Genomic DNA, 12,668 nt, shown 5'->3' with positions numbered 1-12,668 from the left:
AACCCATGACGTGTCATGGGTTTTTTTATGCCCGCCTGCAAAGTCAGCGGTCTTCACGGACATGCCATAAACGCAAAATATAGACGGTTGATTCTTGAATCTCGTACCGCATCTCGTAACTCCCAACCAACAGCCGTCTTACGTCTCGCGGCTCAAACTCTTCAACTCGTTCACCGATGCGAGGGTTGCTCAACAAGCTGATAGGCGCCTGAGAAAGCGACTGCACCGTGCATGCAGCCGCTTGGCGATTTACTACGGCTAGGAAGTCGAAAAGTCGAGCCAGGTCCGATAAGGCCCTACTCGTCCACTTCAACTCCATCAGAGTGGTACCGGAAGCGGGGAATCGGTGCTTAAGCTGTCCGCCCAGGCCTGAACCGAACGTTGGTCAATTACGCGGCCGGCATCAACATCGGCCATGGCCTCCCGCGTAAGTCGGCTGCGCTCCTCCTCAAGATCGACCCAATCGGCGAGCGCTTGCTTGACGATCCAACCACGCGAACGATCCATTCGCGCCGCCATCTGATCCACTTTTTGCGCAAGTGCCGTGGGGACATGAGCTGTCAGAACTTTAGTGTCGGCGCCCATAAATGCTCTCTTCGCGATACTGCGAAACTAGTGATTAAAATTGAATCAGCCCTAATCATAGTGATTTAGGTTTGAGCAGCAACCTCGACACCTTGCCGCTCATCGTTTAATTGAGCCAGGCGCTGCGCAAACTCTTTCGCCAAAGCTTTTATTTCGGGTTGTTTGGCATTTAAAAGGGCTGCGTATGCCACCCGCAAAAACTTCAGATTGCCGCCGACAAGCGCTTTGTGCAGCCACTCCAGCGCCGTCTCGACCTGGCCTCTATCCGCCAGCACCGCCGCATAACTGAACTGCCCACGGAAATCCCCGCCTTCGGCTGAGCGGCGATACCAGTCCACGGCGGCCTGCGGGTCCCTCGGGCAATACTGACCGTCTTCCAGGTAGCGCCCCAGCAGGTTCATCGACTTGGCGTGGCCCTGCTCCGCCGCCCGGCGATAGAAGGTCAATGCTTGCGGCTGATCCTCAGCAACACCGCGACCGGTCGCCAGCAGGTTTGCGTAGTTGTATTGCCCCCAATCCAGCCCCGCCTCGGCGGCCAGACGGTATTGCTGCGCCGCCGCGGCCGCATCCGCCGGGCAGCCCCAGCCATGCTCCAGGCAACGCCCGGCCATATTGTGCGCCATCAGATGACCGCCCTGCGCCGCGATGCGGAACCAGCGCAACGCCAGCGCTTCATCGCGGGCAATGCCGCGCCCTTCCAGCAGGATTTGCCCGAGCAGGGCCTGGGCATCCACCACGCCTTCCTTGGCCGCGATCAGGATCGCTTGGGCGGCGCGCACCGGCGCGTCGTCGAGCATGTTCTGCAATTGTTCGACATTGAGCACTTCCTGGCGGCGTAACAAAAAGCCCATCTCAGACCTCGACCCAGCGACGCAACAGGTTGTGGTAAGTGCCGGTGAGCTGGATCAACGCGGGGTGGTCGGGTACATCCGCGGTCAGTTGCCGGATCGCGCCGTCCATCTCGAACAGCAGGGTACGCTGGCTGTCTTCGCGCACCAGGCTTTGGGTCCAGAAGAACGAAGCGTAGCGCGCGCCACGGGTCACGGCGTTGACTTTGTGCAGGCTGGAGCCGGGGTACAGCACCATGTCGCCGGCGGGCAATTTGACGCGTTGAAGGCCGAAGGTGTCCTGGATCTCCAATTCGCCGCCGTCGTATTCGTCGGGATCGCTGAAGAACAACGTGGATGAAAGGTCGGTGCGCACGCGCTCGTGACTGCCTTTGGGCTGGCGCACCGCGTTGTCGATATGGAAGTCGAAACTGCCGCCTGCGGTGTAGCAGTTGAGCAGCGGCGGAAACACCTTGTGCGGTAACGCCGCCGACATAAACAACGGGTTTTGCCACAAGCGTTCAAGCATCGCCGCGCCGATTTCCTTGGCCAACGGGTGGCCTTCGGGCAATTGCAGGTTGTGTTTGGCTTTGGCGGATTGGTGCCCGGCGGTGATTTTGCCGTCGGCCCAATCGGCGTCTTCCAGGGCCTGGCGGATACGCTGCACTTCCTCGCGAGAGAACAGGCCGGGAATATGCAGCAACATGAGGGCAACACCTGAAAACAAGAAGGCGCCAATGGTATTGATTCTTATCCGCCATGTAAAACGTGCAGGACGAATGAGAGGCTAAAAACCGTAACGCAGAAGTGTAAAGAATGTAAATTCAATGCAATTAGCAATGTATCGCAATTGATATGAAGTCTTGTTCACCCTATATTCCGCGGCCTCACATCCTTGGGGAAAGGACACGTCATGTCGCGCACTACGCTAAAAACAACGGCCGGTTCACCACGCTTGCTGGCCTCGGCCATCGGCGTTGCCATCGGTGCCAGCTCCGCCGCCCACATGGTGCAGGCAGCCGAAGACACCGAGCAGAAAGGCCAGCGCAACAGCATCTCCCTGGGGGCCACCAGCATCACCGGGGAAGAACAGGACAACACCTCCTACCAGGTCGAAAAAGCTTCATCGCAGAAGTACACCGCGCCACTGGTGGACACTCCGCGCTCGGTCACCGTGGTGCCACAACAAGTGCTCAAGGACACCGCCGCCACCTCGTTGCAGGATGCCTTGCGCACCGTGCCAGGCATCACTTTTGGCGCCGGTGAAGGCGGTAACCCGCAGGGCGATCGTCCGTTCATCCGTGGGTTTGACGCCCAGGGCGACACTTACCTGGACGGCGTGCGCGACACCGGCGGCCAGAGCCGTGAAATCTTCGACATCGAATCGATTGAAGTCAGCAAAGGCCCGAACTCCTCGTTCGGCGGTCGTGGCTCGGCCGGTGGCAGCCTCAACCTGGTGAGCAAGACCCCACAGGCGCGGGACTTCACCAACGGTGGCTTCACCTACGGCTCCGACCAGACCCGCCGCTACGTACTCGACGTGAACCGCCAGTTCCTCGACGACAGCGCCGCGTTCCGCCTGAACCTGATGAGCCACGAGCAGAACGTCGCCGGCCGCGATGCGGTGAACTACGACCGCTGGGGCGTGGCCCCATCGCTGACCTTCGGCCTGGGTACCCCGACCCGCGTCAACCTCAGTTACTACCACGTGGAAAGCAACGACCTGCCGGACTCGGGCATTCCCTACGGTTACGGTTCGGCGACCGCCACCGCCCACGTGCACGACAAACCCACCGACGGCGGTGACAGCAACAACTTCTACGGCCTCAAGGATCGTGACTTCCGCAAGACCCGCGCCGACATCAGCACCGTCTCTGTCGAGCACGACCTGAACGACAACATGACCCTGAAAAACACCCTGCGCCACGGCAGCACCGGCCAGGACTACGTGCTCACTCAGCCGGATGACAGCAAGTTCAACGTCAACCGCTTCGGCACCGTGTGGCGCCGCGCCAACACCCGCGTGTCCACCACCACGACCACCACCAACCAGACCGACCTGTTCGGCAGCTTCCAGGCCCTGGGCTTCAAGCACAGCTACTCCACCGGCCTGGAATTCACCGGTGAAGAAACCCGCGTCAGCAGCTACACCGTGAGCCCGAACGCCAACCCGGTCTGCACCGTGGCCGGCGGCGGTCGCGGCGGCCAGTGCACCTCGCTGAGCAACCCGAACCCGGATGACGCCTGGGCCGGCAGCATCGCGCGCAACTACAACGGCACCAACACCAAGGCCACCAGCCGCGCCGCCTATGTGTTCGACACCATCGAGCTGGACCCGAAATGGCTGCTCAACGTCGGCCTGCGCTACGACACCTTCGACACCGAGGCCAACACCAACGCCGCCACCGGGCGCAGCAAAATCAAGGACGACAGCCAGTTCTTCAACTGGCAGGCCGGCCTGGTCTGGAAGCCTGTGGAGAACGCCAGCATCTATGCCTCCTACGCCACCTCGGCGTCGCCGGCCGGTGGCCTGGTGGGTGAAGGCGCCGACGGTAATCCGCTGTCGGCGGGCGCCGCATCGAGCGACCTGCAGCCGGAAGAAACCGTCAACTACGAACTGGGCACCAAGTGGGACCTGTTCCACGATCGCCTGTCGCTCACTGCTGCGGTGTTCCGTACCGAGAAGAAAAACACGCGCATCCTGGTCGACGCCCTCACCTACCAGAACGCCGGTGAATCGCAGGTCGACGGCGTGGAACTGTCCGCCAGCGGCAAAATCACCGATCAATGGCAAGTGTTCGCCGGCTACAGCTATCTGGACAGTGAGCTGGTCAAGGCCGGCCGTAACGGTCGCAACGGGGTGATCAGCGCCGGGTCCAACGAGGGCAACCAAATGCCCAACACGCCGAAGAACAGCTTCAGCCTGTGGACCACCTACGACATCACCTCGAAGCTGACTGTCGGCGGCGGCGCGTTCTATGTCGACGACGTTTACGGTGATGTGGGCAACACCGTTTACGTGCCGTCCTATACCCGCTACGACGCCATGGCCAGCTACAAGCTGACCAAGAACGTTGACCTGCAACTGAACGTGCAGAACCTGACCGACAAGGTCTACTACGACAAGGCCTACGGTTCGCACTTCGCCAACCAGGCGGCCGGGCGCACGGCGTTGTTGACCACCAGTTTCCACTTCTAAACAAAACCGCCACGCGGCAAACAGCCCCACGCATCGGATGCGCGGGGCTTTTTTGTGTAAAACAGAATGTTTCTCGACAAGCCACGGCATAATGCGCGCCGTGCCCTACATATCCAGATAGACGAGGCGGTCAGACGTGTTGAAGAAAACCCTGTTCCAGTTGCACTGGTTCTTCGGCATCACTGCCGGGCTGGTACTGGCCTTGATGGGGATCACCGGGGCTGCGGTCTCGTTTCAGGATGAAATACTGCGGGCGCTCAACCCCAGCGTACTGAGCGTAGAAAAGCGCGAAGCCGGCGTGCTGCCGCCCGCCGAACTGGTGCGCAAACTGGAAGCCACCGAAGGCAAGACCGTGGCCATGCTCTGGGTCGAACGCGACAGCGGCCTCGCGGCGCGCGTGGCCTTCACCCCGCCGCCAGGCGAGCGCCGAGGCCAGATGCGCTACTTCGACCCCTACACCGGCGACTACCGGGGTGAGGTGGTTGGCCAGGACGTCTTCGGCTTTATCCTGCAGTTGCACCGCTTCCTCGCCATGGGCGAAACCGGTCGGCAGATCACCGGCGCCTGCACCCTGATCCTGGTGTTTTTCTGTCTCTCTGGCTTGTACCTGCGCTGGCCGCGCCAGGTCGCGAACTGGCGTGCATGGCTGACCCTGGACTGGCGGAAAAAAGGTCGCAGTTTCAACTGGGACCTGCATTCGGTATTCGGCACCTGGTGCTGCTGGCCTATCTGCTGGCGGCGTTGACGGGGCTGTCTTGGTCCTACGACTGGTACAGCCAGGGTCTGACCAAACTGTTGTCCGACACCCCGCAAAACGAGCGGGTACGCACGCGCGGCCCCGCGCCCGCGGGCCCGGCGCCGATCGCCAATTACGATGCGATCTGGAGCAGCATCTACAGCAACGCCGGTCCCGGCTTGAGCGCCTACAACATCCGCATGCCAGCGGTTGCCGGCCAGCCCGCTACCGTTTATTACCTGCTGCAAAACTCGCCCCACGACCGCGCGCTGAACCAGATCAACCTCGACCCGGCCACCGGCGAGGTCAAATCCCATGATCAGTACGCCAACAAAAGCCTCAAGGCGCGGTTGCTGACCAGCATTTATGCCCTGCACACCGGCAGCTATTTCGGCCTGATCGGGCGCATCATTCTCACGCTCAGCGCGGTGCTGATGCCGCTGTTCTTTATCACCGGCTGGCTGCTGTACCTGGACCGTCGCCGCAAAAAACGCCAGGTGCGCGATGCCCGCCAAAGCCTGGCCGCCAACCACAGCGATGCGCCCGCCTGGCTGATCGGTTTTGCCAGCCAGAGCGGCTTTGCCGAGCAACTGGCCTGGCAGACCGCCGGGCAATTGCAGGCGGCCGGCCTGCCGGTGAAGGTGCAGCCTCTGGGTAGCGTCAGCCAGGACGACCTGCGTCAGTCGCACAATGCACTGTTTGTGGTGAGCACCTTCGGCGACGGCGAAGCCCCGGACAGCGCCCGTGGTTTCGAGCGCAGCGTGCTCGGCCAAACCCTGTCCCTCAAGAGCCTGAACTACTCGGTACTGGCCCTGGGTGACCGCCAGTACGAACACTTCTGCGGCTTTGCCCGGCGCCTGCATTTCTGGCTGACCAACCAGGGCGGCAACCCGTTGTTCGCCCCGGTGGAAGTGGACAGCGGTGACACCGCCGCGCTGCTGCACTGGCAACAACAGCTGGGGCAACTGACCGGCCACGCGCCCGCGGCGGCATGGCCCGCCGCGCAATACGAACACTGGACACTCAGCCAGCGCCGCCTGCTCAACCCGAACAGCAGCGGCTCGGCCGTGTACCTGTTGGGCCTGATCCCGTCCTCGCCACACACCTGGCAAGCCGGCGACCTGGTGGAAGTGCTGCCGCGCAATGGCCCCCAGGCCATCGAGCACTTCCTTGAAGGCCTGGGCCTGGCGGGCAACGACGATGTGCTGATCGACGGCCTGGCCCAACCCCTCAACCAGGCCCTGGCCAGTCGCCAATTGCCGGACAACCGCACTCATCTGGTCGGCCTGCACGCCCAGGCGCTGGTGAATGCCCTGGTGCCTCTGGGCATGCGCGAATACTCGATTGCCTCGATTGCCAGCGACGGCGTACTGGAACTGATCGTGCGTCAGGAACGCCACCCCGACGGCAGCCTGGGCCTGGGTTCGGGTTGGCTCACCGAGTACGCGGCCATCGGTTCGGGCATCAGTCTGCGGCTGCGCCGCAACAGCGGCTTCCACCTGCCGGACGCCCCGGTGCCGTTGATTCTGCTGGGCAACGGCACCGGCCTCGCCGGCCTGCGCAGCTTGCTCAAGGCGCGTATTGCAGACGGCCAACAGCGTAACTGGCTGTTGTTCGGCGAACGCAATATCGCCCACGATTATCTGTGCCAGGACGAACTGCAAAGCTGGCTGGCCAGTGGTGATCTGGCCTTGCTGGACCTGGCCTTCTCGCGGGATCAGGCAGAAAAGATCTACGTACAGGACCGACTGCGTGAATCGGCGGATGTATTGCGCAAATGGCTGGCCGATGGCGCGGCGATCTATGTGTGCGGCAGTTTGCAGGGCATGGCCGCGGGCGTGGATCAAGTGCTGCACGACATCCTCGGACGTGAGACGGTGGAGCGATTGATTGAGCAAGGCCGTTATCGTAGAGACGTGTACTGACGCGATCCAATGTGGGAGCAAGCCCCTCCCACATTTGGACCGCATTTCAGGTCAGACCGGTTGGAGTTTTTGCTCAAATACTGAGACGCCATCCAAGTCCCGCAGGACCACCGTCAACTCCGCCGTCTGCCCATCAATATTCACCTCGCCAAAAAACTGAAACCCGGCAAACGGCGAGGTGTTCTGCGCCGGCGGGGCCTTCTCGAACACCACCTGCGGGCCAAAGGTTTTATCCAATGGATTGGGCCCGAAGCTCCCCGCATTCAGGGGGCCCGCGACAAACTCCCAGAACGGCTCGAAATCCTGGAACGTCGCCCGATCCGGGTGGTAGTGATGGGCCGCGCAGTAATGCACATCCGCCGTCAGCCATACGTGGTTGCGCACCTGTTGCGCCCTTAAAAAGCCCAGCAACTCGGCAATTTCCAGCTCGCGCCCTTGCGGCGCGCCCGGGTCGTTGTTGGCAATCGCCTCCCAACGCGCCACACCGGGGCTGACCTCACCGTCGGGCACACCAAGGCCAATCGGCATATCAGCGGCAATCACCTTCCACTGCGCCTTGGAGGCCTTGAGTTCACGCTTGAGCCAGTCCAACTGCTCGCGGCCAAGGAAGGGTTTTTCGCCGCCCAGGTTGTCATCGTTGCCCCCGCGATAGCTGCGCATGTCGAGCACGAACACATCCAGCAACGGGCCGTAGCTGAGCTTGCGATAAATGCGGCCGCCACCGTCGGCGCTTTGCCGGCGCATGGGGGAATATTCCAGCCAGGCCTGACGCGCACGGCCCACCAGGGTGTTGATGTCCTTGGTCTGGTAGCGCTCATCGAGTTGCTTGCTCGGCGACCAGTTGTTCACCACCTCGTGGTCGTCCCACTGCCAGATCTGCGGCACCTGCGCATTGAAGCGGCGCACGTTTTCATCCATCAGGTTGTAGCGGTAATTGCCGCGATATTCGTCGAGGGTTTCGGCGACTTTGCTCTTGGCCTCGGTGGTGATGTTGCGCCAGATGCGCCCGCCTTCGGTGGGCAGTTGCGCCGGCACCGGGCCGTCGGCATAGATGGTGTCGCCGCTGTGAATAAAGAAGTCCGGCAGGCGCAGGCGCATGGCTTCGTAGATGCGCATGCCGCCGATGTCGGGGTTGATGCCGAAACCTTGGCCGACAGTGTCGCCACTCCAGACAAAACGGATGTCGCGGCGCTGTTGCGGCACGCTGCGCAGGTGGCCGAACCAGGGCTCGCTGGCGATACCGGTCTGGGCATCTTCGAAGTGCACACGGTAGAAAATCGCCTGGTCGGCAGGCAGTCCGCTGAGTTCGACGCGCGCGGTAAAGTCGCTGCCTTTGTCGGCCAGCGGCGAGACGAAGCGACGCGGGTTGCTGAACACGCTGCGGGTGTCCCACTCCACCACCATGCGCGCCGGGCGGTCGCTGCGGCTCCAAATCATCGCGCGGTCGCCAAGCAGGTCGCCGGACTGCACGCCATCGGTGAGTTGCGGCCGGTCCTTGACCGACGCGATCACTGCCGGCGCCAGGCCCGGCAGCAACAGGCCGGCACCGACGACTTGCATCACACGGCGACGGCCGAGATCGAAGTGGCTCATGCGAGTGCCCTCTTGAGAATCAAAAGGGCACTAAAGCATGGTGGGATGAAGCCCATGTGACACATCTAAAGACACAGTTTGAATGGCGTCAGACTTTGGCGGTGGTGACTGCCAGTTCCACTGCTTCCGGGCGCTTGATCAGTGCGTACACCACCCCGGTCAGCAGGCTGCCGGCCACAATCGCCAGCAGATACAACAGCGCATGGTTGATCGCATTCGGGATCACCAGCACGAACAACCCACCATGGGGCGCCGCCAGCACGCAGCCGAAGTACATCGACAAAGCGCCGGTCAACGCGCCGCCGGCGATGCAGGCCGGGATTACGCGCAGCGGGTCTTTGGCGGCAAACGGGATAGCGCCCTCGGAGATAAAGCACAGGCCGAGGATCATCGCGGCCTTGCCGGCTTCGCGCTCAGTCTGGGCAAATTTGCGCCGCGCCAGGAACGTAGCGATGCCCATGCCAATCGGCGGCACCATGCCGGCAGCCATGGTCGCGGCCATCGGCGCGCCGCTGGACGCCGCCAGCAACCCCACCGAAAACGCATAGGCCGCCTTGTTGATCGGCCGCCCAGGTCCACGCACATCATGCCGCCCAGCAGGATACCCAGCAGCACCGCATTGGTGGTGCCCATGGTGCTGAGGAAGCCGGTCAGCCCGGTGAGCATGCGCGCCACCGGCGGTCCCACCAGGTAGATCATCGCAAGGCCGGTGAACAGGCTCGCCAGCAACGGGATGATCAGGATCGGCTTGAGCGCCTCCATGCTTTGCGGCAAGCGCACGGCACGGCTGATCAGCTTGACGCTGTAACCCGCCAGGAAACCGGCCAGGATGCCGCCGATAAACCCCGCGCCCAGCGTGCCGGCCAACAGGCCGCCGATCATGCCCGGCGCAATGCCGGGACGGTCGGCAATCGAGTAGGCGATATACCCCGCCAGCAGCGGCACCATCAGCGTGAAGGCACTGTTGCCGATGGTTTTCAACGCGGCTGCGAGGGTGCCTGGCTGTTCGAACGCATGAATGCCGAACGCGAACGACAAGGCGATCAACAGCCCGCCCGCCACCACCATCGGCAGCATGAACGACACACCGGTGAGCAGGTGTTTGTACACGCCGGTTTTTTCCTGCTTGGCCACCGCGCCGCTGGCGGCGCTTTCCACGGCACCCTCGGCCAGGGCCTTGTTGAGGGTTGCTTCGGATTGCTTGAGCGCAATGCCGGTACCACAGCGGTAGATCTTCTTGCCGGCGAAGCGCTCGGTGGCGACTTCGATGTCGGCGGCCAACAACACCACGTCGGCATCGGCGATGGCCTGCGGGCTCAACGGCGTGCGCGCGCGACCGAACCCTGGGTTTCGACCTGCAGGTCGTAGCCCAGGCGCTTGGCGGTTTGCTGCAAGGCTTCGGCGGCCATGAAGGTGTGGGCCACGCCGGTCGGGCACGCGGTAATCGCGACGATACGCGGAGCGTTCTTCGCAACGGCGGATGCAGCGCTTGCGACGAATACCTGGGCCTCTTCAGCCCCGCGCCGCAGCACCGCGTCGACATCCGCCAACGCCTGGGCCGGGGTACTCTGGAACACGCGTTTGCCGACAAACCGCTGCATGTCCACCGGGGTGCTGCTGACCAGCAATACCCACTCGGCATCGTTGAGGGTCGCCTCGGACAATTGGCGTTCAGGGTGCTGCACATCCACCACTTCGACGCTGGTGCTCCACCCTTGGCGCTGCGCGGCGGCGTCCAACAAGCGGGCGCACAGCACACTGGTGACCATGCCGTTGGGGCAGGCAGTAACAATGGCTAACTTCATCACAAACCCTCTTATTGTTCTGTCAGCGTGCGTACAACAACGCCGCTTTCGAGGCGCGCCAACTGCGCGTCATCGCTGATGCCAAAACCGATCTGCGTCACCGCCATCGCGGCAATCGCGGTGGCGCGGCGCAGGGTCTGCTCGGGCGTGTCGCCGCTGAGCAGCCCGTGGAGCATGCCGGCCAGCAGTGAGTCGCCGGCGCCAACAGTGCTGGCTACCGTCACTTGGGGGGGCGTGGCATGCAGCGTCGCAGCCGAGCTGTACCAGGTCACGCCGGCGGCGCCATCGGAAACCACCACGTGTTCCACACCCTGCTGATGCAATTGGCTGACGGCATCGGTGGCGTTATCCAGCGCTTCGGCCAGCTCTTCAGTATTGGGCTTGACCATCCAGGGCCCCGCCTTCAAACCGGCGCGCAGCGCTTCGCCGCTGGTGTCCAGAACCACCTTCAGACCGAGCGCCTTCAGTTGCTCAAGCATGTTCTGAAACCACTGCGGGCTGACGCCACGCGGCAAGCTGCCGGCCACCACCACCGCATCGAAGTCAGGGCCGACGGTTGTGATCAGTGTCAGCAAGTCTTGTTGTGCCTGCTCACTCACCAGTGGCCCCGGCGCATTGATATCGGTGACCCGGCCGTCCTGTTCGGCAATCTTGATATTGCTGCGGGTCTCGCCCGGTACGCGAATGAACGAGTCGCCAAACCCCCGGCTGGCGATCAACGCATCGAACGCCTGGGGGTTGGCACGCCCGAGAAAACCGCCCACGTTGACCACGTGACCGAGATCGGCCAGCACCTGGGCGACATTCACCCCCTTGCCGGCGGCGTGGGTGAGCAGGGTTTCGCTGCGGTTGACTTCACCGGGCGTCAGGCGCGGCAGACGCACCGTCAGGTCCAACGCCGGGTTCAGCGTCAGGGTTAGAATCCTTGCCATTTACACGGCCTCCACTAGGGCACGCACTTCGGCGGGGGAGCCCACCGCCAGTGCTTGTTGCGCCAGGCCCTGGGCCTCGCTCAGACTGAATTCACGCACGCGCGCCTTCACTTCGGGAATGCTGCGGGCCGACACGCTCAACTCATCCACACCCAGGCCGATCAGCACCGGCACCGCCAGCGGGTCCGCCGCCAGCTCGCCGCACACACCGACCCATTTGCCATGGGCATGGGCCGCGCGCACGGTGATGTCGATCAGTTGCAACACCGCCGGGTGCAGGCCATCGGCCTGGGCCGACAAGGTCGGGTGACCACGGTCGATGGCCAGGGTGTATTGGGTCAAGTCGTTGGTGCCGACGCTGAAGAAGTCGACTTCCTTGGCCAGCACCGGCGCCAGCAACGCGGCCGACGGCACTTCGATCATGATGCCCAGTTGCAGGTCCGCCACCGGAATTTCCAGGCGCAGGCGCTCGGTCATGTCGCGGGCCGCACGCCACTCATCGACGCTGCCGACCATCGGGAACATGATGCGCAACGGGCGGCTGTCCGCAGAACGCAGCAACGCGCGTAATTGCGCTTCCATGATCTGTGGGCGTTGCAGGGTCAGGCGAATGCCGCGCACGCCGAGGAAGGGGTTTTCTTCCTCGGCAATCGGCCAGTAAGGCAAGGGTTTGTCGCCACCCACATCCAGGGTCCGCACCACCAGCGGACGCCCGCCGAGGCCGTCGAGCACGCGGCGGTATTCGGCTTCCTGGGTGGCTTCGTCCGGCGCTTGGGGATGCGCCATGAAAATCAGTTCGGTACGCAGCAGGCCGATGCCTTCGGCGCCCTGCTCCACCGCACTCGCCACACCGGCGCTTTCGCCGATGTTGGCGAACACTTCCACGGCATGGCCGTCGCGAGTCACGGCCGGTTCGTGGCGCTGGGCCGCAGCGGCTTGCAGGCGCTGTTCGCGGGTGTCGCGTTCGACGGTGGCGCGATGCAGGGTCGCGGCGTCGGCGTCCACATGCAGGCGGCCGCGCTGACCATCGAGCAGCAACAGCGTGCCGGCGGCCAGCAGCAGCACG

At 63.2% G+C, this 12,668-nt stretch carries 8 protein-coding genes and 2 pseudogenes; 2 read left to right on the top strand and 8 right to left on the bottom strand.

Going from position 1 to position 12,668, the window contains the following annotated elements:
• Positions 1 to 43 precede the first annotated feature (43 nt).
• From JWR98_RS08855 to JWR98_RS08840, 4 genes are all read right to left on the bottom strand, one after another.
• On the bottom strand, positions 44 to 319 hold the full coding sequence (locus JWR98_RS08855; RefSeq protein WP_205489792.1) for a type II toxin-antitoxin system RelE/ParE family toxin: 276 nt from the start codon (positions 317 to 319) through the stop codon (positions 44 to 46).
• A complete protein-coding gene (locus tag JWR98_RS08850) occupies positions 319 to 585 on the bottom strand; it encodes a CopG family ribbon-helix-helix protein (RefSeq protein WP_205489790.1) in 267 nt (88 codons plus the stop codon). The genes JWR98_RS08855 and JWR98_RS08850 overlap by 1 nt, the downstream gene beginning before the upstream one ends.
• A 65-nt stretch (positions 586 to 650) precedes the next feature.
• A complete protein-coding gene (locus JWR98_RS08845) occupies positions 651 to 1,436 on the bottom strand; it encodes a tetratricopeptide repeat protein (protein WP_078731536.1) in 786 nt (261 codons plus the stop codon).
• Position 1,437: 1 nt separating this feature from the next.
• On the bottom strand, positions 1,438 to 2,118 hold the full coding sequence (locus tag JWR98_RS08840; protein ID WP_003171708.1) for a Fe2+-dependent dioxygenase: 681 nt from the start codon (positions 2,116 to 2,118) through the stop codon (positions 1,438 to 1,440).
• A gap of 207 nt (positions 2,119 to 2,325) precedes the next feature.
• On the opposite strand from JWR98_RS08840, the gene JWR98_RS08835 reads away from it, so the two are divergent.
• Positions 2,326 to 4,611 (top strand): TonB-dependent receptor, encoded by a 2,286-nt coding sequence (locus tag JWR98_RS08835; RefSeq protein ID WP_078731535.1) that lies wholly within the window; start codon positions 2,326 to 2,328, stop codon positions 4,609 to 4,611.
• Positions 4,612 to 4,747: 136 nt separating this feature from the next.
• Positions 4,748 to 7,272, top strand: a pseudogene (locus JWR98_RS08830) (PepSY domain-containing protein).
• Between the two features lie 51 nt (positions 7,273 to 7,323).
• On the opposite strand, the gene JWR98_RS08825 reads toward JWR98_RS08830, so the two are convergent.
• From JWR98_RS08825 to ptsP, 4 genes and pseudogenes are all read right to left on the bottom strand, one after another.
• Entirely contained in the window at positions 7,324 to 8,865 is a 1,542-nt protein-coding gene (locus JWR98_RS08825) for an alkaline phosphatase D family protein (protein WP_078731533.1), read from the bottom strand.
• A gap of 88 nt (positions 8,866 to 8,953) precedes the next feature.
• A pseudogene (locus JWR98_RS08820) lies at positions 8,954 to 10,670 on the bottom strand (PTS fructose-like transporter subunit IIB).
• 11 nt (positions 10,671 to 10,681) lie between these two features.
• Complete coding sequence (gene pfkB, locus JWR98_RS08815; protein WP_205489782.1) at positions 10,682 to 11,602, bottom strand: 1-phosphofructokinase; 921 nt, start codon at positions 11,600 to 11,602, stop codon at positions 10,682 to 10,684.
• Positions 11,603 to 12,668, bottom strand: a 1,066-nt coding sequence (gene ptsP, locus JWR98_RS08810; RefSeq protein WP_205489780.1) for a phosphoenolpyruvate--protein phosphotransferase, incomplete at its 5' end; no start/stop codon positions are given.

This window comes from Pseudomonas lactucae, from assembly GCF_016937615.1.
GTDB classification, from domain to species: Bacteria; Pseudomonadota; Gammaproteobacteria; order Pseudomonadales; family Pseudomonadaceae; genus Aquipseudomonas; species Aquipseudomonas lactucae.
The sequence above is the reverse complement of the archived record's forward strand: the minus strand, read 5'-3'. Positions and strand labels throughout refer to the sequence as shown.

What these genes read in the sequence shown, in the direction of transcription:
- JWR98_RS08855 (WP_205489792.1), bottom strand. Translation starts at nt 319, where the DNA reads ATGGAGTTGAAGTGGACGAGTAGGGCCTTATCGGACCTGGCTCGACTT.
- JWR98_RS08850 (WP_205489790.1), bottom strand. Translation starts at nt 585, where the DNA reads ATGGGCGCCGACACTAAAGTTCTGACAGCTCATGTCCCCACGGCACTT.
- JWR98_RS08845 (WP_078731536.1), bottom strand. Translation starts at nt 1,436, where the DNA reads ATGGGCTTTTTGTTACGCCGCCAGGAAGTGCTCAATGTCGAACAATTG.
- JWR98_RS08840 (WP_003171708.1), bottom strand. Translation starts at nt 2,118, where the DNA reads ATGTTGCTGCATATTCCCGGCCTGTTCTCTCGCGAGGAAGTGCAGCGT.
- JWR98_RS08835 (WP_078731535.1), top strand. Translation starts at nt 2,326, where the DNA reads ATGTCGCGCACTACGCTAAAAACAACGGCCGGTTCACCACGCTTGCTG.
- JWR98_RS08825 (WP_078731533.1), bottom strand. Translation starts at nt 8,865, where the DNA reads ATGAGCCACTTCGATCTCGGCCGTCGCCGTGTGATGCAAGTCGTCGGT.
- pfkB (WP_205489782.1), bottom strand. Translation starts at nt 11,602, where the DNA reads ATGGCAAGGATTCTAACCCTGACGCTGAACCCGGCGTTGGACCTGACG.